General features: G+C 60.3%; 22 protein-coding genes and 1 pseudogene. 11 read left to right on the top strand and 12 right to left on the bottom strand.

Features of this window, described 5'->3' with window-relative positions; translation table 11 throughout:
• Positions 1-5 precede the first annotated feature (5 nt).
• The 6 genes from GKA01_RS05005 to GKA01_RS05030 all read left to right on the top strand — a co-directional run bounded on the left by GKA01_RS05005 (position 6) and on the right by GKA01_RS05030 (position 5,498).
• Positions 6-857, top strand: coding sequence for a hypothetical protein (locus tag GKA01_RS05005; protein WP_146859831.1), 852 nt, complete (start codon positions 6-8; stop codon positions 855-857).
• Positions 854-1,375 carry a hypothetical protein gene (locus GKA01_RS05010; RefSeq protein WP_146859833.1) on the top strand — a complete coding sequence of 174 codons (522 nt, stop codon included), beginning with the start codon at positions 854-856 and terminating at the stop codon, positions 1,373-1,375. Before GKA01_RS05005 ends, GKA01_RS05010 begins: the two co-directional genes overlap by 4 nt.
• Positions 1,375-2,478: a hypothetical protein gene (locus GKA01_RS05015; RefSeq protein ID WP_146859835.1), complete on the top strand. Its 1,104-nt coding sequence runs from the start codon at positions 1,375-1,377 to the stop codon at positions 2,476-2,478. Before GKA01_RS05010 ends, GKA01_RS05015 begins: the two co-directional genes overlap by 1 nt.
• Positions 2,448-3,914 carry an NADH-quinone oxidoreductase subunit D-related protein gene (locus GKA01_RS05020; RefSeq protein WP_244289165.1) on the top strand — a complete coding sequence of 489 codons (1,467 nt, stop codon included), beginning with the start codon at positions 2,448-2,450 and terminating at the stop codon, positions 3,912-3,914. Before GKA01_RS05015 ends, GKA01_RS05020 begins: the two co-directional genes overlap by 31 nt.
• Positions 3,911-4,396, top strand: a complete 486-nt coding sequence (locus tag GKA01_RS05025; RefSeq protein ID WP_146859837.1) for an NADH-quinone oxidoreductase subunit B family protein — start codon at positions 3,911-3,913, stop codon at positions 4,394-4,396. Before GKA01_RS05020 ends, GKA01_RS05025 begins: the two co-directional genes overlap by 4 nt.
• Positions 4,397-4,562: 166 nt before the next feature.
• Positions 4,563-5,498 carry an ROK family protein gene (locus GKA01_RS05030; RefSeq protein ID WP_146859839.1) on the top strand — a complete coding sequence of 312 codons (936 nt, stop codon included), beginning with the start codon at positions 4,563-4,565 and terminating at the stop codon, positions 5,496-5,498.
• 68 nt (positions 5,499-5,566) lie between these two features.
• Here GKA01_RS05030 and GKA01_RS05035 read toward each other — a convergent pair whose 3' ends face one another.
• From GKA01_RS05035 to GKA01_RS05045, 3 genes are all read right to left on the bottom strand, one after another.
• Positions 5,567-6,484 (bottom strand): CDP-alcohol phosphatidyltransferase family protein, encoded by a 918-nt coding sequence (locus GKA01_RS05035; RefSeq protein WP_146859841.1) that lies wholly within the window; start codon positions 6,482-6,484, stop codon positions 5,567-5,569.
• A 14-nt stretch (positions 6,485-6,498) separates the two neighbouring features.
• On the bottom strand, positions 6,499-7,176 hold the full coding sequence (locus GKA01_RS05040; protein ID WP_146859952.1) for a phosphatidylserine decarboxylase: 678 nt from the start codon (positions 7,174-7,176) through the stop codon (positions 6,499-6,501).
• Positions 7,177-7,265: 89 nt separating this feature from the next.
• A complete protein-coding gene (locus GKA01_RS05045) occupies positions 7,266-7,982 on the bottom strand; it encodes a methyltransferase domain-containing protein (protein WP_146859843.1) in 717 nt (238 codons plus the stop codon).
• Between the two features lie 40 nt (positions 7,983-8,022).
• Here GKA01_RS05045 and gloB point away from each other — a divergent pair, with 40 nt between their 5' ends.
• Positions 8,023-8,739, top strand: coding sequence for a hydroxyacylglutathione hydrolase (gloB, locus tag GKA01_RS05050; protein WP_146859845.1), 717 nt, complete (start codon positions 8,023-8,025; stop codon positions 8,737-8,739).
• A gap of 59 nt (positions 8,740-8,798) precedes the next feature.
• Here the strand turns inward: gloB and GKA01_RS05055 are convergent, their stop codons facing one another.
• From GKA01_RS05055 to GKA01_RS05090, 8 genes are all read right to left on the bottom strand, one after another.
• Positions 8,799-8,948, bottom strand: coding sequence for a DUF2474 domain-containing protein (locus tag GKA01_RS05055; protein ID WP_146859847.1), 150 nt, complete (start codon positions 8,946-8,948; stop codon positions 8,799-8,801).
• An 18-nt stretch (positions 8,949-8,966) separates the two neighbouring features.
• Positions 8,967-9,992, bottom strand: coding sequence for a cytochrome d ubiquinol oxidase subunit II (gene cydB / locus GKA01_RS05060; protein WP_146859849.1), 1,026 nt, complete (start codon positions 9,990-9,992; stop codon positions 8,967-8,969).
• A 5-nt stretch (positions 9,993-9,997) separates the two neighbouring features.
• Complete coding sequence (locus GKA01_RS05065) at positions 9,998-11,437, bottom strand: cytochrome ubiquinol oxidase subunit I (protein WP_146859851.1); 1,440 nt, start codon at positions 11,435-11,437, stop codon at positions 9,998-10,000.
• 243 nt (positions 11,438-11,680) lie between these two features.
• Positions 11,681-12,697 (bottom strand): DUF2125 domain-containing protein, encoded by a 1,017-nt coding sequence (locus GKA01_RS05070; RefSeq protein WP_167506317.1) that lies wholly within the window; start codon positions 12,695-12,697, stop codon positions 11,681-11,683.
• A 296-nt stretch (positions 12,698-12,993) separates the two neighbouring features.
• Positions 12,994-13,743 carry a lysophospholipid acyltransferase family protein gene (locus tag GKA01_RS05075; RefSeq protein WP_146859954.1) on the bottom strand — a complete coding sequence of 250 codons (750 nt, stop codon included), beginning with the start codon at positions 13,741-13,743 and terminating at the stop codon, positions 12,994-12,996.
• A 45-nt stretch (positions 13,744-13,788) separates the two neighbouring features.
• The gene (locus GKA01_RS05080) at positions 13,789-14,400 is read right to left on the bottom strand and encodes a YdcF family protein (protein ID WP_228119803.1); all 612 of its coding nucleotides are present in this window, start codon (positions 14,398-14,400) and stop codon (positions 13,789-13,791) included.
• Positions 14,379-15,296 carry a cell division protein FtsX gene (locus GKA01_RS05085; protein ID WP_146859855.1) on the bottom strand — a complete coding sequence of 306 codons (918 nt, stop codon included), beginning with the start codon at positions 15,294-15,296 and terminating at the stop codon, positions 14,379-14,381. The genes GKA01_RS05080 and GKA01_RS05085 overlap by 22 nt, the downstream gene beginning before the upstream one ends.
• Entirely contained in the window at positions 15,293-16,015 is a 723-nt protein-coding gene (locus tag GKA01_RS05090; RefSeq protein ID WP_146859857.1) for a cell division ATP-binding protein FtsE, read from the bottom strand. Before GKA01_RS05090 ends, GKA01_RS05085 begins: the two co-directional genes overlap by 4 nt.
• A 124-nt stretch (positions 16,016-16,139) precedes the next feature.
• On the opposite strand from GKA01_RS05090, the pseudogene GKA01_RS14065 reads away from it, so the two are divergent.
• Both GKA01_RS14065 and GKA01_RS05095 read left to right on the top strand, forming a co-directional pair.
• Positions 16,140-16,232, top strand: a pseudogene (locus tag GKA01_RS14065) (zinc-ribbon domain-containing protein); the annotation flags it as partial.
• A gap of 36 nt (positions 16,233-16,268) precedes the next feature.
• On the top strand, positions 16,269-16,655 hold the full coding sequence (locus GKA01_RS05095) for a hypothetical protein (RefSeq protein ID WP_228119804.1): 387 nt from the start codon (positions 16,269-16,271) through the stop codon (positions 16,653-16,655).
• Between the two features lie 12 nt (positions 16,656-16,667).
• Here the strand turns inward: GKA01_RS05095 and GKA01_RS05100 are convergent, their stop codons facing one another.
• Positions 16,668-17,078, bottom strand: coding sequence for a hypothetical protein (locus GKA01_RS05100; protein WP_146859861.1), 411 nt, complete (start codon positions 17,076-17,078; stop codon positions 16,668-16,670).
• Between the two features lie 117 nt (positions 17,079-17,195).
• On the opposite strand from GKA01_RS05100, the gene GKA01_RS05105 reads away from it, so the two are divergent.
• Both GKA01_RS05105 and GKA01_RS05110 read left to right on the top strand, forming a co-directional pair.
• Positions 17,196-19,016 (top strand): ATP-binding protein, encoded by a 1,821-nt coding sequence (locus GKA01_RS05105; RefSeq protein WP_146859863.1) that lies wholly within the window; start codon positions 17,196-17,198, stop codon positions 19,014-19,016.
• Positions 19,013-20,944, top strand: a complete 1,932-nt coding sequence (locus tag GKA01_RS05110; protein ID WP_146859865.1) for a response regulator — start codon at positions 19,013-19,015, stop codon at positions 20,942-20,944. Before GKA01_RS05105 ends, GKA01_RS05110 begins: the two co-directional genes overlap by 4 nt.
• Positions 20,945-20,985: the final 41 nt, after the last annotated feature.

The following is a 20,985-nucleotide window of genomic DNA, read 5'->3' on the forward strand; positions in this document are numbered from 1 at the left end:
TCGGGATGCTCCTTCTGACTGTGCTGGAGCTGCTTTTCCAGCTCGTGTTGCTTCTGGTGTTGGCGCCCCTGATGGGATGGTGTCTTGACGAGCTGCCGCTCTGGCTGGGCGGGCGCGGCGTCAGCCCGCTGCGCTTCCGGCTGCTGAGAAGTGCCCGTTTCTGGGGGGGGCTGCTCAAGGTTCCTCTGGCCGGGCCTGTAGCGCTGGCACTGACCACCGCTATTCTGACACTCTCCTGTCTGCCCGCGATTACGACCGGCTCGGCTCTGTCCGGGCTGGCCGATCCGCTCATGATGGGGCTGCTGGTTCTGCTGGGCCGTGGGTTTCTGGCGCGGTTCCTTCTGCAGGGCGAGCGGGGACGTCTTGGAGCAGCGTTTCTGCTGCTGTGCCTGACTGAGGCGCTGATCGCGCTTGCCGCTCCGGGGACGGATGGTCTCGCGGGTCTGTGTGCGATGCTGCATATCGAGCCTGAACCTGGCCTTGAAGGGGCGCTGGCGGCCTGTGCGCTGGCGCTCGGAATCGCCTGCCCGCCGCTGCGTGGGGAAGATGTAACCCGAATGCTTTGTAGCGTCCGTGACCAACAGGAACGTGAAGCAACGCGCAGTGTCGCAGACATACTGAACTGTGGCTGGCTGCTTCTGTTGGCGGATCTGTCCCTTCCCGTGAGCGTCGGGCTGGCGCAGGGCGGCGTGGCAGGCTGGTGGCTGGGGCTTATGGCGCTGGCTGTTCGGCTGGTGCTGACAGTCATGGTTGTAATTGGACTGCGGCTGATGGCGCAGGAATGCAGCGCGCGTCTGACAGCTCTGTTCGCGGGCGTGGCGCTTCTGCTCGCGCTGGCGGGGAGATTTGGGACATGATCGTCGGCTTCGGACTGCTTCTGCTGCTGGCACTTGCGGGGCTGGGCAAGGACGGCCGTGGTCTGCCTCTTTATGGGGCTGCCTGCGCCTTCGCAGGGGCGACGGTATGCTCAGGGCTTCTGGCGTTTCTCACGTCCTTTGCGCTGATTGGTCTGAATGGTCTTGCCTGGGCGTGGCTTCGGCGTTTTGCTGCCGAGGCGCCAGACCGTGCAGCGGTTCTGCCGGTCGTCGGGACGCTCGCGCTGCTGTTGGCGCTTGGGCTGTCAGGAGCGGGTCTCGGTCTTGCGCCTGTGCTTGGTGCGGGTGTGGTGCTGGCGGGGCTGTGTGGCGCCGCCGGGGGACCGCCGCTTGTCCAGTTTGCCGGACTGCTGCGGGCTGCGGACGGGCTGATCGTGGTTTCCTGTGTTCTTCAGTCCTGGCCGCTTTCTCTGGCGGCGTTGAGTCTGTGGGGTGTGCTTGCCGCACTCGGGGTCACGCTTCTGCCGCGTCTTGCGTGGCGCCGGGTGGAGGAGGTCTGATGCACCCGCTCGCTCCCGTAGGAACGTTGTTCGCTGTCACCGTCTGGCCTCTTCTAGCGGCCTTTTTGCTGGCTTTGACCCCTGAAAACCGTCAGGCTTCCAGTAGTCTGACGTTTGCTGTTGCTGGACTTGTGGTGACGCCTCTCGCTGTATGGCTGATGCCGGGAACGGATGCGCTGGCGGCGGCCTGCTCCTGCATCGTGACGGCCATTCCGCTGCTTCTGCCCCCGGCGCAGGATCGGACAGGGCGTATTCTGCCGTTCCTCGTGACGGGATGCGCGCTGCTTGCGTTCAATGTTCATTCCGCGTTTGCGGTGACGGTTCTGTGTGGCGCGGGTGCCGTTCTGCTGGCCTGGCGGGAAGGACGCGGAGCGCGCAAGGCTGCGATCGTCTGGGATATGGCGAGAAGCCGGCTGGGGGGTGTCGTGCTGGGGCTTCTGGGAGCATCGCTTCTGCCGATGCACCAGTCATCGCTGGGTGCGGTGCTCCTGACGGTCGGGCTGTGCATGGTGGCGGGACTGGGGCCGTCGCCCGCATCCGCGCCGGAAGCCGCGATTCTTGATACCGGACTGCGTTTTTCGGCGTTGATGCTGATGTTGCGCCTGAGTGACTATCCGCTGGTGCATCTGCTGATGCTGATCGCCGGTTTTGGCACGCTTCTCATGCTTGTGTCGTCACGATCGTCGGGTCGGGCGTTTTCCCTGCCCATGCTGTCCGCGCTTGGCATTCTTGCAGCCGCGACGGGTGAGGGGCCCGCACTTGTCCTGCTGCTGCTCGCGGCTCTCGGGCTTGCCGCCATCGGGCTTGCCCATCAGGATCCCGGCGGAGCCGATGAGGAAAACGGAATTGCGGCAGGGAGCGCGCCCTGGCCGGTATTCTGTGCGCTTGTGGGGATTGGGCGGTCGCTTGGATCGGGGAATCTTGCCCTGCTGGTCGTTTGTCTGCTGCCCGCTTTGTGGTCTGTGCGGCACATGACGCTTCTTCCAGCATCGGGACGGGAAGGGGGGCATCTCGTGCTTGTCATCCAGGCGGTTCTGCTTCTCGGGGGCTTGTGTGGTCCATTGTTTCTGGCGTGGCATCCCGTCACGGGGTGGACGCCATGACGGGCATGGGTCGCCTGATTCGCGGTGGCGAGCGTCTTGCGCTGTCGCATTATCGTCTTGAGGCGGCGCAGTGGGCGGAGATGCTGTCTGCGCCGGGTCCGACACTTCCGCTGGTTTCCTGCTGGGTTGATGAACGCAGCGCGTCTGTTCTGGTTCTGGAAGGGGACCGCCCGCTGCTGGCGAGTACGCCTGTGGAAGACAGGCGCTACCTCGCTCCGTCCTCGCGGTTTCCGGGAGCGGAATGGGGAGAACGCGTGGGGTATGATCTTTATGGCGTGGAAGCGATGGAGGCCCGTGGCAACGGGGCGCCGGCGCTGGATGAAGGGGGCTGGACGTCCACATGGCCCCTGTCGGGCCAGCCCGCTCCTGCGGCAGGGGGATTGCGGCCTCTGGCAGGCAGTCACCTGCTTCGGCCCGAGCAGACGGGGCTGAGCGGGCCGCTGGAATTCTCTTTTGAAGTCCACAGGGGCGCGATCAGGACAGTTGAAATCTGTGCGGGAGGCGCGCATCGCGGCGTGGTGTCACGGCTTCTGGGGAAAACGCCCGAGGAGGCCATGCCGCTGGTCTCGCGGATGACGGCGGGCGGGTTTGTCGCCCATCCACTGGCTTTCGCCCGCGCTGTCGCACAGGCGCGTGGCCTGCTTCCGGGACCGGGCATCCGGGATGTCTGGATGATCCTGCTGGAAATCGAGAGAATGTCGATCCACCTGCTTGATATGGCGCGGACGGCGCGTGGCGTGGATGCGCAGCTTCTCGCGACGCATTGCGATCATGCGCGCGAAGCGATCGCACGCGCTTGTTCGGAGCAGGGCGTCTCCCGCCGGTTGATGGATATGGTGACATGTGACGGATTTTGTGACGGGCTGGAGATTGTGCCTCTCGCGCAGGCTGTCCATGCCACGATGCAGCCGCGGCTTGCGGCTCTGGAAGAACTTCAACGGGTCTTCGCCCCGCGTCTGAAAGGGTTTGCCGTTCTGGACACAAGGCTTGCCGCGCGTTTTGCGGTGGGGGGAGTGACGGGGCGTGCGAGCGGACGTGGCACGGACATGCGACGTCGGGAGGCGGGAATGCGGCTTGAGGCGTTGCGCACGACCGGGTCCAGCCAGGGCGATGCCCGGGCACGGGATGGTCTGAGGCTTTCGGAAATCCGGGACTCCCTGCGGCTTCTGGAGCGCATTCTGGGAAGTATCGGGCTGGATGATGACGAGCCTGCGCCGGATCGTACCGGGGAAGGTATCGGTGTGGTCGAAGGCGCTCGCGGTGATGTCTGGTACTGGGTACGGCTGAAGGACGGGCGGATCGAAAACCTGCATGTGCGGGATCCGGGCGTGTCGCTGATCCCGGTTCTCGAATCGATGCTGCGAGGATATCCGGTGAGCCGGGTTCCTGCGGCTCTGGGGTCGATCGGCCTCTCTCCTTCGGGGATCGCGCAATGAAGGGGCTGAGACGGGCTGCTCCCCTAAGTGTGGTGTATGCCTTCATGGATGCGGTGCGTTGGCGACCGCATGCGGAAAGTGCAACGCCCCGCCGGGATCGGCCGATTGGGCTGTATGTGCTGGAAGCGGGGGGCTGCGAAGGCTGCTTCATGGAAATCGAGTCTCTCGCTGGTAGCGCGTTTGCGTTGGAGCAGGCCGGTTTCGTTTGCGTGAGCGACCCGGAAGACGCGGACTGGCTGTTGCTGACAGGTGCGGTGACGCGGGTTTGCGCTGAAATGGTGGACCGTGTCTGGCGAGCGATGCCTCCAGGACGAAGTCTGATTGCCGTGGGGGCCTGTGCGGTTGATGGCGGTCCGTTTCCTGCCGGTTATGCAACTCTGGGAGGCCTGCAGGCGCTGACGCCTGTGCGACGGTCCATTCCGGGCTGTCCGCCCTCGCCGCAGGATATTCTTGATGCCTTACAGGAGCTGGCGCGGCTCTGATCGCGGTATTCTGACAGGGCAATTTCCTGAAACAACAAAGTTTTGTTCGCAGACGGCTTGTCGTGACACGGTTTCGCGTTAAAGCAGATGAAGACGCTGAATGCGTTATTTCCATGAGGTTCGGTCGCCTGTTGTTCAGGTCGCCGCATAGAGCACAGGGCTAGAGATGGCTGATTATCGCCTTGGAATTGATCTTGGTGGCACAAAGATCGAAATCGCGGTTCTGAATCGTTCAGGCGATCTGGTCCTGCGTGAACGCATCCCCAATCCTGGCATCTATAATGAAGCCGTTCTGGCTATTCGTGATCTGGTGATGGATGTGGACCGCCGCCTGGGTGCGGTGCCGAGCCATCGTGTATCGGCCGGGCAGCATACATCTACGCTGGGTATCGGCATTCCGGGATCGATCTCCCCTGAAACCGGTCTGATCAAGAATGCCAATGCGACCTGGCTGAACAACCAGCCTTTCGGTCATGATATGGAATCCGCTCTGGCGCGTCCGGTCCGGACGGAAAACGACGCCAACTGCTTTGCGCTGTCTGAGGCTGCCGATGGTGCGGCCAAGGGCATGCTGACAGTTTTCGGTGTTATCATTGGAACAGGCATGGGCGCGGGCATCGTCAATAACGGGCGCGTTTTGGAGGGGCGTCATCATATTGCTGGTGAATGGGGGCATCTGCCTCTGCCCTGGCCGACGGAAGAAGATGCGCCGGCGCGTGAGTGCTTCTGTGGGAACAAGGGCTGCATGGAGCGCTACCTGTCGGGCCCTGCACTCGCTGCAGACTGGAAGGGGCCGGGCAACCGTAATACAGCCGGGATCGAAGAGGCTGCGGCCAATGGCGATCAGGCTGCAATTGCGGCTCTGGGCCGTTACACTGAGCGTTTTGCCCGGGCCTGTGCCATGGTCATCAACTTCCTGGACCCGGATGTGATTGTTCTGGGTGGCGGCGTCTCCAATATCCACACGCTTTATGAGCGCGTGCCACCGCTTCTGGCCAAGCATGTCATTACGCCAGTCTGCACGACACCGATCGTGAAGAATAAGCATGGTGACAGCTCTGGCGTGCGTGGCGCGGCATGGTTGTGGGACGTGACGGAATAAGTCTGTCGCGCATTGAATACAAAAAAGGCCGCCCGGATGATCGGGCGGCTTTTTTTGGTTCGTGCGCCTTAGGCGGGTTCTTCTTCGACTGTTTCCGACATTTCCTCCGCCGCCAGTTTCAGGCGGTGATAGGAGCGGCGGGAGAAGGGAAGGATTGCGATATAGAGTAGTCCCGCGCCTGCGAGGGCACCCCAGGGGTCCGCGACCAGAAGGGCGGCATAGAGGCCGGTTCCGAGCATCAGGGGCAGGACGTAGCGGGCCGGAACCTTGAAGTTCTTGAACGACCAGACTGGCAGCGTCGAGACCAGCAGCAGGCCGGTGACGATCAGGCAGACGGCCGAGACGAGGGGCAGGCGGGCGAACGCGGCCAGACCTTCGGCATGGAGGCGGTCGGCTTCGAGCCCGAGGAAGACCGGGAACAGCACCAGTCCGGCACCCGCAGGGGCAGGGACGCCTGTGAAGAAGCTGTATGAATATTCCGGCTTGTCGTCGTCATCGAGGCTCGCGTTGAAGCGGGCCAGACGCAGCGCCATGCAGACCGTGAACAGAATGCAGGGGACGAAAGAATAGCGTCCCGCATGTTCGAGCGACCACATCAGCAGGACGAAAGACGGTGCCACGCCGAAGCAGACGAAGTCTGACAGGCTGTCGAATTCTGCTCCGAAGCGTGTGGCGCCTTTTAGGAGGCGAGCTATGCGCCCGTCCAGTCCGTCGATGCAGGCGGCGATCAGGAGCGCTACGGCTGCGGGTTCGAACTGGTGTTCGAGTGCGAACCGCATGCCGCTGAGCCCGGCGCAGAGGCCGAGCATCGTCATGATATTGGGGATGAGGCGGTTGAACGACGGTCCGCGCACACGGGTGCGGGGATTACGGCCCATGCGCCGGAGCCTGCGGCGGATACGGCGTTTCCTGCCAGACTGGCTGACAGGAGTGCTAACAGACTGGGCGGGTTCGAGGGTGGGTTCAACCGTCGGAGGAATGTTCATGAAGGACGTCTGGCTCAGAGTTGCGCCAGGACAGTTTCGCCACCAACCATGGTCTGCCCCTCCACAACCAGAGGTTCGACGCCGGGGGGCAGATAAACGTCTGTGCGGGAGCCGAAGCGGATCAGGCCGAAGCGCTCGCCTGCTTCCATACGATCGCCTTCCTCGACAAAGCACAGGATGCGGCGCGCGATCAGGCCAGCAATCTGCACGACGCCAATATTGCGGCCATCTGGCAGGGTCAGGCGCAGTTCGTTGCGTTCGTTGTGTTCGGATGCCTTATCGAGGCTGGCATTGAGGAACTTGCCTGCATGATAGGCGATCTTCGTGACTTCACCGGCGGCGGGCATCCGATTGATATGGACGTTCAGCACGGAAAGGAACGTCGAGATGCGCCAGACTGGAGTATGGCCCATTTCCAGAGCAGCAGGGGGCGTGACGAGGGCGACGGACGTAACCCGGCCATCGGCGGAGGCCAGTACGAGATCGGCACGCGGCGGGGGTGTGCGCTTGGGGTCCCGGAAGAAGTACAGGCAGAAGGCCGTGAAGGCGATGCCCGCATTGCCCAGCAGGCGCGTGGCGCGCCAGGGCGTGGCCCGTCCGAGCAGTCCGATGAACGAACCGGCTAGGAGGAAGGGAGTCGCGGCGCGGTGTGGCGGCGACAGGACGAGCTTGAAGGACTGGATCAGCGACATGGAACGCACTCTTACGGCACACGGCGGAAGGGTCAAGAATTCGCCACAAAGAAGGCGTTTTTCGGGCAGGTTTTCCGCCTGACACGGCCTCAGGCAGGTTCCGCGATCTGCCGGGGGAGCGTGATGCGCAGTTTTTCGTCGATGAGGGGCGTGCCTGCATAAACATTTTTGCGGGCTGTGACGATATGGACGCCGCCGCAAGGAAGATGAAGGCTTCGGCCAATTTGCTCTGTCAGACGGCCCTGCGTAACGGAAAGAGCAGCGGGCGGGATCATGAGGGCGCCCTGATGCCGCTCGATCCGGAACAGGGCCTGATCAAGGAGGCGGGTCAACTGACCGCTGCTATAAGGGATTCCGTGGCCAAAAGGTGTTGCATCGGAATGCGCCCAGTAGCCGGAGCGGTTGGGAACGACCAGCGTCAGGAGGCCATCGTCCGTCAGGGTCCGCCAGATGGCGCGCAGGAAATCCGGCGCGAAACGGGTGAACTCCAGCCCATGCACCACGAGAACACCGTCCATCGAAAGATCGTCGAAAGGAAGCCGGGCGCTGTCGACCAGACAATCATAGGGTGCATGGGGGCGGGATTTCTGGGTCTGTGAATGGTTCAGCCGTGCGCAGACCGCGAATTCTGCGTTTGTCGGCAGGTAGGGGGCCGTGTAGCCTATCCCCAGAATGCGTCGGCCACGCATGTTTGGCATGACGTGTCGCAACCTGTCGTCGAGAAGCTGGGCCGTGCGGTGCCCCTGTCGGCTTTCGTAGAAAGTCGCAGCATCATCGGAACGGGTGCGGTTCAGGAACGTCAGCATTCGGTTACCTAATCAGCAGGACTTTCGAAGGGGAACAGTCATGCCACTCGATATCAAGCCGATTCCGGTTCTTTCGGATAATTATGCCTGGTTGTTGACGGCAACCGGGGGAGCTCGTGCCATTGTCGATCCCGGTGAGGCGAGGCCGATCATGGATGAAATCGGCGAGGGTCGTCTCGACATGATCCTGCTGACCCATCATCACGTCGACCATACGGCCGGGGCGGAGGCGCTGCGAGAGCGTTATGGCGCGAAGGTGTATGGACCGCGCGAAGCACGCGCGCGTCTGCCGCGGCTGGACCATGATGTGGAGGATGGCGACAGCTTTCCTTTGGACGGGGTACAGGTCCAGGTCCTGTCCACGCCGGGGCATGCGGTCGGGCATGTGTCATATGTCGTAAGCGAGATTCCGGCGCTGTTCTGCGGCGATGTGCTGTTCAGTCTGGGCTGTGGGCGGTTGCTGGAAGGGACGGCGCAGGAACTATTCGACAGCCTGCATCGGTATGACAGTCTGCCGGACAACACGCTTGTTTGTGCGGGACACGAATATACGCGCTCCAACCTGGCTTTCGCGCTTCATGTCGATCCGAATAACACTGCCCTGAAGGCGCGGGCAGGAGAAGTCGAGAGGCTCCTGGAAGCCGGACGACCGACGCTTCCAGTGACGCTGGGCGTGGAGCGCAGGACCAATCCGTTTCTGCTTGCGCCAGATGTTGAGACCTTCGCGCGTCTGCGCAGGGAAAAGGATACGTTCTGACGATACACAAAAAGCCCCGCTCGAAAGAAGCGGGGCTTTTTTGTGGCTTTCTAACGCCGTTACCAGCCGAAGATGATTTTCTTGAGCAGTTCGGCGCCAAGGCCCACGACAACAACGCCGCCAGCCCAGATCGCCACAAACCATCCCACGCGTTTCATCCAGTTCAGGAAGCCCGGTTTCTCGTCGGGCTGACCATATTCGATGCGCATGGGGCTGGTCCTCCGTCGTTAGTGGTAGTGGTGTCCGGCGGACATTTTCCCACGGAACACATAGTACGAATAGGCGGTGTAGGAGAGGATCAGCGGCAGGAGGAACATCGTGCCGACCAGCAGGAAGGTTTGGCTCTCCGGCGGAGAGGAGGCCTGCCAGATGGTGATGGTCGGCGGCACGATATAGGGCCAGACATTGATGCCCAGACCGCTGAAGCACAGGAAGAACAGGCCAAGCGTCGCGATGAACGGCAGCAGGTGCGAGCGCGGGTTCCGCAGCCCGAGGAACAGTGCCGCTGCGAGAACGACGACTGCAACCGGAACTGGCGCCACCAGAGCGAACTGCGGCATGTCCAGCCAGTGTTGCATGTAGGTGGTGTGGAGCATCGGCGTCCAGATCGAGACGAGCGCGATCATCACCAGCATGAGGCCGCCCATGACGTAAGAAATCCGACGCATTGTGTCATGCAGTTCGCCTTCGCAGCGCCACAGAAGCCAGGTCGCGCCGAGAAGCGCATACCCGATGACGACGGCAAGGCCGCAGAAAAGGGCGAACGGGGAGAGCCAGTCGAAACTGGATCCGACGAACACGTTGTTCTCGACCTTGATGCCCTGAACGAGCGTTCCGAGAATGACGCCCTGCATGAAGGCAGCCACAATGGAGCCGCCGCAGAAGGAGCTATCCCAGAAGAACTGGCTCATGGGCGATTCCGACTTGAAGCGGAACTCGAAGGACACGCCGCGCAGGATCAGCGCCAGCAGCATGAACAGGATCGGCAGATAGAGCGCCGGAAGGATCGTGCCATAGGCGACGGGAAAGACGCCATAGAGCGCCGCACCGCCAAAGATCATCCAGGTTTCGTTGCCATCCCAGACGGGGGCAACGGTGTTGACCATGAGGTTGCGGTGATCGTGGTCCTTTTCCTTGAGGAAAAGGATGCCGATCCCGAGGTCGAAACCATCGAGGCAGATATAGAGGAAAATGGCGGTCGCTGCGAGCAGCGCCCAAACCACCGGGAGCCAGAAGCCGGCTGTTTCTGTCATGGTTCTTACTCCGCCATGCCAGCGCCGGCCGTCGGGCTGGACGGGGGCTGATGGGAGACCTGTGTGGTACCTGCGGCACGCTGGGGCTGGTCTTCAGCGGGGCCGTGTTCGCCTGGATGGGGTTCTTCGGCGAAGGTCCGCAGCAGGATGGTGATGCCGCCCGTGAACACGATAAAATAGACGATGATGAAGGCGATCATCGAAGTTGCGATGTTCGGCAGGGCAATCGGAGAGACGCTGTCGGATGTCCTCAGCAGGCCATAGACCGTGAAGGGCTGACGGCCGACTTCAGTTGTGATCCAGCCACAGAGCAGGGCGAGGAATCCTGCCGGGGACATGAACAGTGCGATGCGGTGCAGGAGCGGCGTATCGTACAGCTTGCCCTTCCAGCGCAGATACAGCGACCACAGACCGACCAGCACCATCAACATGCCGAGGGCGACCATGATGCGGAAGGAGAAGAACAGCAGCGGGGAATAGGCGCGGTCTTCCTTCGGGAAGTCCTTCAGGCCCGGAACCTTGCCGTTCAGGCTGTGCGTCAGAATCAGCGAACCCATGTAGGGAATGGCAATCTTGTAGTGGGTGGTTTCGTTCTCCATGTCGGGGATGCCGAACAGGATTTCCGGCGCGCGGCTTTCTGACTCCCAGTCGCCTTCAAGCGCGGCGATCTTGGCCGGCTGGTATTCCAGCGTGTTCAGGCCCTGCGTATCACCGGCCAGAACCTGGATCGGGGAGACGATGGCAGCCATCCACATGGCCATGGAGAACATAAGGCGGACCTGTTCAGAGGCCTGACGGCCTTCACGACGCGCCTTGAGCAGGTGCCATCCGGCCACGCCTGCCACGATGAACGCGACGCACAGAAACGCTGCGAGGCCCATATGGACGATGCGGTATGGGAAGGACGGGTTGAAGACGATCTGCCACCAGTCAACGGGCAGGAAACGGCCGGTCGCTTCGTCGATGCGATAACCGCGAGGCGTCTGCATCCAGGAGTTGGAGGACAGGATCCAGCTCATGGAAATCAGCGTGCCGATCGAGACCATGCAGGTGGCTGCAAAATGCAGACCCTTGCCGACGCGGTTGAGGCCGAACATCATGACGCCGAGGAACCCGGCTTCAAGGAAGAAGGCCGTCATGACCTCATAGGCCAACATTGGACCCAGGATCGGACCGGCTTTCTGGGAGAACGCCGACCAGTTCGTTCCGAATTCGTAGGACATAACCAAGCCGGAAACCACGCCCATGCCGAATACGACGGAAAAGACCTTCAGCCAGTATTTGAAAAGATCAAGATAGGCGTTGCGACCCGTTTTGAGCCACAGTCCTTCGAGGACTGCGAGATAGGCGGCGAGGCCGATCGAGAATGCCGGGAATACGATGTGAAACCCGACCGTAAACGCGAACTGGAAACGCGCCAGAAATAGAGCCGACAGGCCAAACATGTGGAGTGCCTTCTGGATAGATGGCGAAACGAAAGAAACAGCAGGAGAATTTCGGTCCCCCTAGGGGATCTGCACGCAGATCTTTGGGAGAACCTTCGCACGCGTAACGGAGTAACGAAGTCGTGATTGCTTCGTGTCGTGCCGTCTTTTGAACCTTTGGAACGTATTTATCCAGAGGAAGTTCGCTGTTGCGGCCATGAATTTGACAGAAATCAACAGTGTCAGCGGCCTTGCGACAGCGCGTCAGGGGGCCTCGGAGGGACCCTGGGTCAGAACCGAAAAGACCTGTGTATTCAGCGTGAGATGGCCATTGACGACCGGAGCGCTCAGCGAGATCGGTCTGTCGCGACCGGCGGGCGCTGCAAGCATTTTACGCAGAACGCCCTGAAGCAGGGTCTGAATGTCCGGAGAAAGACGCGACTCCAGATCGGGACGATCAAGCAGGTTCCGGGCGAGGTCCCGCCAGCCGGTTATGGTGAGGGAAACTGTCCCGTTCCTGTCTGGAAGCGTCATCGCCCCCGTCACACTGATGCGAGGGGCGCGAGGCTGTTCGCCCAGCGAGGCTGAAGCGTCCTGCACCAGTAGCCGTCCATAGGACGCTGCATCCAGAAATGTGGCGGCTGTTCGCTCGCCTGACGCCAGCAGGGCGATTGCAAGCCGGACACCGTGCAGGTCCGTCATCAGACCGTTGGGAAGCGGGAAACCCGACAGGGTCCTGGCTTCTGCAGTCAGTCCCAGCTTTGTCGCTCCGGACGCCGCGTCAGGAAACAGAAGCAGACGTCCCGAAACAGTCCCAAGAGCGATCTGCTGTGCCGGAAGAACTCCCGACGACGCGATCTCCAGTTGCGAGGACGAAAAATCTATATGGCCCGACCTCTGGGCTTCGATCCGAAGATCTTGCGCAAGGATCGTCAGGACAGCCCCATGACTGACAAGCCGGAGGGCTTGAGGGCCGCGCACCGAAACAGTCGTGGGCTGTGAGAACAGGTTCAGCCACGTTCCGCCAAGGCGAAGACGGGTTCCGGTCCATTGCATTTCATAGGTGGAGAACTGCGAAACGGGATGGATCGCTATCAGTTCGTCCGTTTCTACCCAGGCCCCGAAAGGCCAGCCTCCGTGGTGTAACGGTGTTTCCCTGATAAGCCACCCATTGTCGGTTGCTGTGGCTGCCACAGTTCGGGCGCTGCGTTCCAGTCTCTGCACCATGTGGTGCCAGGCTAGCGTATCTACTGTGGCGAATATTGCCAAGATAGCAGTCAAGATCGGGATGGATCTGCTGTAACGTACAGTAAAAAACAGGCGAACCATCCAGCGTGTCTTTCTGCTATGGCTGCTGAACTGGTCAAGGGGAGTTTTTTTATCCCCAACCATTGAAAATGCTCCAGAAAAGCGGAAGGCCTCTCAAGAGACACGCGATGCTGAAAGGCATGGGAAGGAAACTATGGCCTCTGGAAGCGCAGAAAATCAACGGATATGGACCGGATTTTAAAGAGAGAGACGGTGAAAAAGGAGAGATTTACGATTTTCCTGAAAGATTTCTATTTTTTGCTGTTTTCTCAGGGGTTTGTCAGGTCCACAGAGTTATCCACAGGATCTCGGGGCAAAGCATGGGTTGTGCACAGGTCGTCCCACGCGCTCTCCAGTCCCTTCGTGAAGGCCCTGCGTTCCTGTTCGACGGGAAGGGGGCGTCCGATGGCGACATGCAAAATTCCGGGACGTTTCAGCCATGGATTGCGGTCCCAGAACAGTCCGGAATCAGTAGCGACGGGTACAACGGGGGTATCGGCCTGCCGGGCGAGGGCGATGACGCCGGGCTGTATGGAAACGCGTTCGCCTGGTAGGGTTCGGGTGCCTTCGGGAAAGATGATAATCTGGCGGTTGTCGGCATGAGCGGCTTTTGTAGCCTGCATCATGTTGCGCAGGGCCTTCGGTCCGGCTTTCCGGTCAATGGCGATCATGCCTGTCAGCAGGAGCATCGGACCGACCACGGGAATTCGGGTCAATTCGGATTTGACGATGTAATCAGGGCGATCAACGAGGGTCATCCAGATGAAGCCGTCGAAGAAGGACTGATGCTGGGACGCGATCAGCAACGGGCCGGATGGCAGGTTTTCGCGCCCTGTAATCTCGATGCGCACGGAGCAGATGCGGCAAAATCCGGCCAGAACCAGTCTTGCCCAGAGTTTGGCGTAGGAAAGAGCCAGATCCTGTCGTTTCATGAGACGGATCGGAATGGTTCCGAAGCCCATGAACAGGGTGATCCAGAAGAGATAAAGATTGAACAGGACGCCGCGCAGAATGCTCATCATGTCTGTCTGAACACCAGAAAAGACTTGCGGGCACAAGGTCTGTCACATGCCGCCCAGCCCGTCGCGGCCATCAGGGAGACCGGTTATGGCACATAGTCCGGCGCCGAGAAGCTTGTTGTATTCGCGGAACATCAACAACACGGTTCGGCGTGACAGGGGGGCCTGAAGGGCGAGGGGAACGACCGGAGAGGAAACCAGTGCCAGATCCGGTGCGACGCGATGGATTTCAAGAATGGCGCGCCGGATATGGTAGCCCGAAGTGACGATCAGCAGTCGGTGAAGGTGGTTGTCCTGTGCCCATTGCGCGGTTTCATGGGCGTTACCAATGGTACTGGTCGCACGGCGGCCTAACGTAATTCGGCCTGCCAGAGCGGAGGAACCTGAAGACTGCTGGCCACGCAGTAGATTCTGAAGCGTGACATGGGGTCCGACGCCGGAAATCAGAAGCAAATGTCCATATCCGCCTCTGAGGAGAGCAATGGCGGTATCCACACGCTGTTCGCCCCCCGTCAGCGCAACAATTCCATCACAGACGGTGGCTGGCGCCGGAGCTTTCCGGGCATCCTGAATGAACCATACGAAACCTGCCAGCCACAGGATTCCCAGTGTCAGACATGTCCGGAGCACGGGCTTCATGGCAGGCGGCGGAGCCATACGAGGACGACTGTTTGTGCGGTCATCCATCCAAGACAGGCGGCAATCAGGGGGAGACTTGCAAGTTGTTCCAGAAGACCTTGTGGCAGGACGTCGAGGGTCGTCCAGAAACCCGCCAGAAGACCCTTTGCCTCTGTATGAATGGTGGTCGCGTAGCTGTGGGAAAAGGGGGCCAGCTTTCGCGCGAGAATACTGAGAACAGGGCTCAGGAATACCAGTCCGGTGATGGCTCCGGAAAAACTCAGGAGCCCGGCCCGTCCGGCGATTGTGCTCGAAATCGTTAAATCGCCTGCACCGAGAAAGTGAACGATCTCGACGGCTTTGCGCTGCGCCATGACCGAACGGCGCACGGTCATGCCGATCGAGATTACGGCAATGGCGACGATGAGACCTACAGCCAGCCAGGCACAGGCCACAAGGCTGCTTCCAAGTCCATTCAGACGCGTTCCCCAGCGACGATCCTCCTCAACGATTGCTTCAGGAAGCGTTGCATGCACGAGCGCGCCGAGGTCAGACGTTCCCGCATGGGCGACAATCAGCACCACGGGAAGGGAAAGTCCGGGTAGAGGATCTTTTTGTGATCCGGTATCCGATGACCCGTTCCCCAACCACGGGGCGAGAAGAGTCTGTACCTGAGAAGGTGAAAGCACCCGGACTGCCGTGACACTCGGGACTTTGTGAAGAGCTTCCGCTAGGGACTGGAGGCGCTCTTCGAGCCGTGGCGTATCGGACGCGATCTCGATCGTCGTGTCGTTGCGGGCAGCGCTGGCCCAGCTTCGCGCGAGGGTCTGCACTCCTGTCAGTCCGGCAAGAGCCAGGCCTGCCAGAAGGGTCATGAGGGCCACGAGCAGCGGAAGGCTGCCGGAGCGCAGTCCCGGGGAGACAGGCGCACTCACGACTGTTCACCGGAAGGGCGTATGGCGAAACTGTCCTGAATCTGCGGATCTGCGGTGAGAGTGCCGTCACGCACGATAATGGAACGCGCCGGAGCTTCGCGGACCAGAGCCTCGTTATGGGTGGCGACGATGACAGTGGTGCCCATGTCCACCAGTTCCTGAAAGGTCCCCAGAAGACGCCGGGCCTGTGCATCTTCAAGGGCATTCGTAGGCTCATCGGCCAGAAGAAGCTCGGGTCTCCCGATCAGTGCGCGGGCGATTGCAGCGCGCTGCTGCTCCCCGCCCGACAGACTACCGGGACGTTTATCGGCAAGATGAGCGACGTCCAGCCATTCCAGCACGGCGAAGGCTTCCCGCCTCGTATCCCGCTCGGAAGCGCCGCGCAGTCTGAGGGGCAGCGCGACGTTATCGAATACGGTCCAGTCCCCGATCAGGCGGTAATCCTGGGGAACGAACCCGATCCTGCGTCTCAGGTTCCGAAGGGCTGCCCGACTGGTCCCTTTACTCGCGCCACGACCAATGGAAATGCCCAATATCTCCATCTGGCCTGCGGAAGGAGGTGTCTCAAGGGTCAGGAGTCGAAGCAGGCTGGATTTGCCAGCGCCCGAGGGGCCGAGCAGCCACCGGAACTCACCCTGCGGTACGGTGAGCGTTAGATTCTTCAGAATCGGCTGCCCCGTTCCGGGAGGCATCGTTGAGACATTCAGCAGGCGGATCATGATGTTTTCATTAGAAATACAGGCAATTTATTAACCATTTAATAACGATCTTCTCGTCATAAAGAGACCGCCGTATGGGTCAGGCTATTCTGGATTGAAGCCGACTGTCGAAGGGATTGATTGAATGCGCTTTGAATGCCCTCACTGTCATGCAGTTTTTGAGGTTCCGGAGGCACGGGCAAAAGGGGTCAAACGGTTGCGTTGTGCCAATTGTGGAGACAGTTGGGATTTTGTGTCGCAGGCAGCGGATCCTGTGGCGCATTCCGAAAATCCTCTGGACGCCAGAAGCGATGCCTCTGCCGACATACCTGCTGAGTTCAAAGTTCCGGACGAAGAAAGCAGAGAGATGCCGATTGTTGCGGAAGTGGTGGGTGCCCCAGGGGAGGCGAGGGCGTGGACGATCGGTCATGTGGCGAGCCGCAATGCCACGAGTCGGTCTGCGGTGCTGCACTCTCGCTCGGCGGGAGATCTCCAGGCGCAGACGGCTGACAATAGTCCGGCGATGATCGGATCCACGGCGGCGTGGGCAGCAGCATGGGGGGGCAGCCTTGTGCTCGCGGGATTAGGTCTTGCAAGCATTTACTACTGTGTGGGCGTGGGATTTTTCAGCGCTCTGCCGGGGATCGGGCATCTGTCCTGATCCCGAAGGGCTTCACATGTTGCGGGCTGACAGTGCCGAGACCGTTGCCCCGACAGCTGCGATGACCATGAGAATGATGCCGTCAAAAATTAGTGAACCCGGCGTGATCAGATGACTTCCGATTTGCAGATGGTTCGGCAGTGTTCCGGCGACATGATTCATGATGTCCCGGGCCTGAGGATCGGCGCTGGCGGCACTTGTTGTGATCGCGTTGACGATATGGGGAAGAATGGACCAGCCTAGCCCAAGGATTAGCAGCAGGGGCGCGAGAAGTTCAGCGACCTGCTGCGCCAGATAAAAGGCGAAATAGCAGACTGACCAGATACCTGTTCTGATCATGGACGATACCGTAAAAGATGAATCGGTGCGGTTTCTGCTGCCGAGAAGACGGTCCGTAATATGGGGAGGCGGCTGCATGTCCATAGATATGGCTTCCAGTGGTCCGGCAACGGGAGTTAATCTTCGTCCCTCTATGACGGACGAGTGGGTCACTCCGGACTAGCTGCAAGAGATCGCCAATGCAAACTTTCCCGTATCGCCATGCCGTTTCCTGAGTTCGAACTGCCTGTAGTCACGCCTGACATGCCTCGTGTTGTGCTTGTGGAACCGGATTGCGAGCACGCGCGCCGGATCGCGCAGGTGCTGGTCAAGGAAGGTTTTGCCCTGACCTGCGCGATGAGCGGCGAAGAAGGCCTCGTGACCATTGAGGAAACGATGCCCGATCTCGTTGTCGCCTGTACCGAATTGCCGGGCATGAGCGGCGGCCAGCTTGCGCGACGCCTCAGGCTTGATGCGTTGACCCGCAATATTCCCATTTTGATGCTGACCGAGGATGCGTCGCCAGGGGCGGAGCGCGAAGGGCTGGAGAGCGGGGCGGATGCCTATATCTCCAAATCGGCGCATCCCGATCTTATGGTTCTTCGGATGCGGGCTCTGCTGCGTGAGGGGCCGGAACTGCTTCAGGTCGATGAAGCTTCACGCCTGCGTCGGGCGAGGATTGTGATTGTCAATTCTCCACGGGACGACGAAGACGAAGACGAGAGTGTCGAGGATGTGCCGGAGACGACTCTCGGCGAACTGCTCTGGCGGGACGGTCACACTGTCACATCCATTGAACGTTCCGACGATCTGATCGAGGGAGGATGGCTGCGGGGTGCGGATAGCCCGGACTGTCTTGTGCTTGATCTGGGAAGCGGGGATGAGGATCTTAAATTCTGCCGTTTGCTGGATGCAAGAAGACAGGCTGTGCTGGAGGCCGGTGGAATTCCTTTTCGGACTCTGGGGATCGTGGAAGCGTCCCGTTTCAGGCGCCAGTCGTCCGGTGAGTTTTTTGAAGCAGGCATTGACGACCTTGTACCCAGCGACATCGCTCTGGAAGCGCTGGCCATGCGGATCCGGACGTTGGCGCAACGGCGTATGGCGCAGGACGAGTTCCGTCAGCAGGAAATCGAACGGCAGCAGAGCGCCCTGACGCTCGAGGCCGCCCGTGCTAAGGCGGAAATGGCCGAAGCACTGGCGCAGGCCAATATGGAGCTGGCACGAACAAATGAGCGTCTGCTTCAGGCACAGTCCAAACTTGTCCAGACTGCCAAGATGGCATCTCTGGGGGAACTGGTTGCCGGTATTGCCCATGAAATCAATAACCCCCTGGCCTTTACGATTGCCCACGCTGATACGGTAACGCGGACGTTGCGGCGGCTACAGGGTGTGAACGCTTCGGACGAGGCGATGTCGCTGACGAAGAAGGGCATGTCCAGACTGGAGTCCATGAAGCTCGGTCTTCAGCGGATCCAGAACCTTGTCCTGAGCCTGCGGCGATTTTCGCGGTTGGACGAGAGTTCGTTTCAGAAAGTCGACGTGCCCGCCGCTCTGGATACGGCGCTTGCGTTGCTGGCTCATAAACTTGGACCGGGGATCGTGGTCCGGAAGGACTTGCAGGCGCCCGCTGAGCTTGTCTGTCAGCCGGCATTTCTCAATCAGGTCGTCATGAACATCATATCGAATGCGGCAGATGCACTGGCTGATACCGCTGCGGAGGGAGAAGTAGTGCGGGGGCAGATCGTCATCACATCCCGTCTTGAGCACGGACGGTATGTGATGAGCGTGAGCGATGACGGTCCAGGTCTGCCACATGAGCTCAGGATCCGGATCTTTGATCCGTTCTTTACAACCAAGCCTGTAGGAACGGGTACCGGACTGGGTCTTGCCATTGCTTACAGCGTCATGGAGGCGCATGACGGTACCATTGAGGTCACGGATGCCAATCTGCCAGGTGGTCTGGGGGTCGGAGCGTGTTTCCGGCTCAGTCTGCCTGTGCGTATGACAGAGGAGGGGCCGGTGGCGACCGGTCGCGCAGCATGACGTTCTGGAGCGCCAAGGGGCCATCGCGTCCTCTGATCCTGCTTGTCGATGATGAGGAGGAAATTCTCGTTGCCCTGACAGATCTTCTCGAAGATCAGTATGAGATCCTTTCCACCACCGATCCTCTGCGTGCTCTTGATCTGCTGCGGGAGTATCGGGATGTTGCAACGATTATTTCCGATCAGAGAATGCCGGGGCTGACCGGCGATCAGCTGCTCATGCAGGCCAGGGCCTTCTCCGACGCACGCAGTATTCTGCTGACGGGTTATGCTGATTTGGAAGCCGTGGTTTCCGCGCTCAATCAGGGGCAGGTGCAGGCCTATGTGCACAAGCCCTGGGATTCGGATGCGCTGCGCTCGTTGGTTGGTGAAGTCACGCAGCACTGTCTTGCGCAACGTGCCCTGAGGACGGAGCAGGCTCTTCTTCGAGGGCTGATGGAAGCCCTGCCAATTGGACTGGTCTTCTCGGACGGCAACGGCCGTTGCATTCGCAGCAATGTCCGTGATGAGGCAGAGAATGGGGCGGCAAGCGAAGAGGGACATTTCCCGGAAGCGCTCCTGCCAGACGTCATCGCGATGCGTGAGAAGGTCCGACAGTCCGGGCATGACGAGCGGCTTGTTGGTGAGGTGCTGGCGGAAGAGGGGGGTAGAACGTCCACGCGCTGGCATGAACTGACCCGGCTGGCGCTTGCATGGCCGGAAGGGGCGTCTCATGCAGAGGCGTGGCAGGTCAGCATGGATCGCGACGTGACGTCACGGATTATCATGGAATCCAGGCTTCGGCAGACGGAAAAGCTTCAATCCCTGGGAACGCTGGCTGGGGGGATTGCACATGATTTTAACAATCTTCTGGCCGCAATTTCCGGGTCTCTGGAGTTGTTGGAAGATATTGCGGATCTGGATGAAGCCTCGCTGACGCTGCTTCGCAATGCCGCCGATTCAGCGCAGAGGGGGGCTGTTCTGACGCGCAGACTGCTCCAGTTCGGGCGGCCGCGGGAAGCCCGTCTGTCGACAGTTTCACTTCAGCAGTTGTTGCCCGGACTGACGGATCTTTTGCGTCAAAGTCTAAAAAAACGGGGTGCGCCCGCGTCTTCCGCGCCTTGTGCTCTCTGTATTGAGGATTTTCCGGCAGACCTGCCGCAGGTCTGGTCCGATGCGGATCAGCTTGAAATGGCGCTTTTGAACCTGTGTGTGAATGCCCGCGATGCCATGGCGGATGGCGGGACCGTGCGTGTCAGTGTTCATGTCGTCGAACAGAAGCGAAGCGATCTTCCATCCGAATGTTGCCCGGACAAGGCTGTTGCGATCATTGTCACGGACGAGGGGGCGGGCATGTCTGCGGATGTCGCTGCCCGGATTTTTGATCCGTTTTTCACGACCAAGGACGTGGGGCGGGGAACAGGGCTTGGGTTGTCCAGCGTTTATGGATTTCTTAGCCGGAGCTACGGTGAGATCATTGTGGACAGTGTCGTTGGCGAAGGAACGCGAATGACGATGCTGGTGCCTGTGGCGCGCGCAGGTATGCGTCAGGAGAAGCTGTTACAGGGCAGTTCAGGCCAGGTTGATCGTGCACTCCGGGTTCTCGTACTTGATGACGAGGCGTCTGTACGGATGGTGACGGCGGGTTTCCTGAGCCAGGATGGGCATAGTGTGACGGCTGTTGCGTCTCTTGAGAGTGCGTTGGAACGGATCGATCCGAAAGCGCCATATGATATGGCGATCGTGGATATGAGAATGCCCGATCACGATGGGTTGGCGAGTGCACGGGCACTTCTTGAGGTTCTTCCCGAACTGAAGGTTCTGTTTATCAGTGGTCACACCGATGATATGCCCGCTCCGGAAAATGGCCTGCTGTTGCCTAAGCCTTTTACGCAGGAAGATCTGCGCAGGGCGGTAGCTGGAACCATGCAAATTACCGACAGCCTTTAAAACGGGCTTGCGTAATCAGGGCTTGTTATCCGAAGCATCTC

The organism is Gluconobacter kanchanaburiensis NBRC 103587, assembly GCF_007988905.1.
GTDB lineage: Bacteria > Pseudomonadota > Alphaproteobacteria > Acetobacterales > Acetobacteraceae > Gluconobacter > Gluconobacter kanchanaburiensis.